This window comes from Undibacterium hunanense (assembly GCF_014284335.1).
Classification (GTDB): domain Bacteria; phylum Pseudomonadota; class Gammaproteobacteria; order Burkholderiales; family Burkholderiaceae_D; genus Undibacterium; species Undibacterium hunanense.
On sequence record NZ_JACOGF010000078.1, the window covers coordinates 1 to 279 of the forward strand.

General features: G+C 55.6%; 1 protein-coding gene. It reads left to right on the forward strand.

Annotated elements, in window-relative coordinates:
• Positions 1-279: cellulose synthase subunit BcsC-related outer membrane protein (locus tag H8L32_RS28505; protein WP_186951022.1), on the forward strand; the 279-nt coding region annotated here is incomplete at both ends.

The following is a 279-nucleotide window of genomic DNA, read 5'->3' on the forward strand; positions in this document are numbered from 1 at the left end:
TCACCCGTAGCGGCATCAAACTCGACACCTCCTACGATGGAGAAGACGGCGGCGTCTACGCCAACCTTGGCTACTATGGACTGACCGGTAAAAACGTCGCCAAAAACACCATGGCCGAATTTGGAGCGGGCGCCTACTGGAGAGCGTATAAGACCAAAGACTTCAGCTTCACCACCGGGCTGGGCCTGACCTCCTTCTTCTATCAAAAGAACCTGCGCTACTTCACCTATGGACACGGCGGCTACTTCAGCCCCAAATCCTACGTCTCGGTAGGCGTAC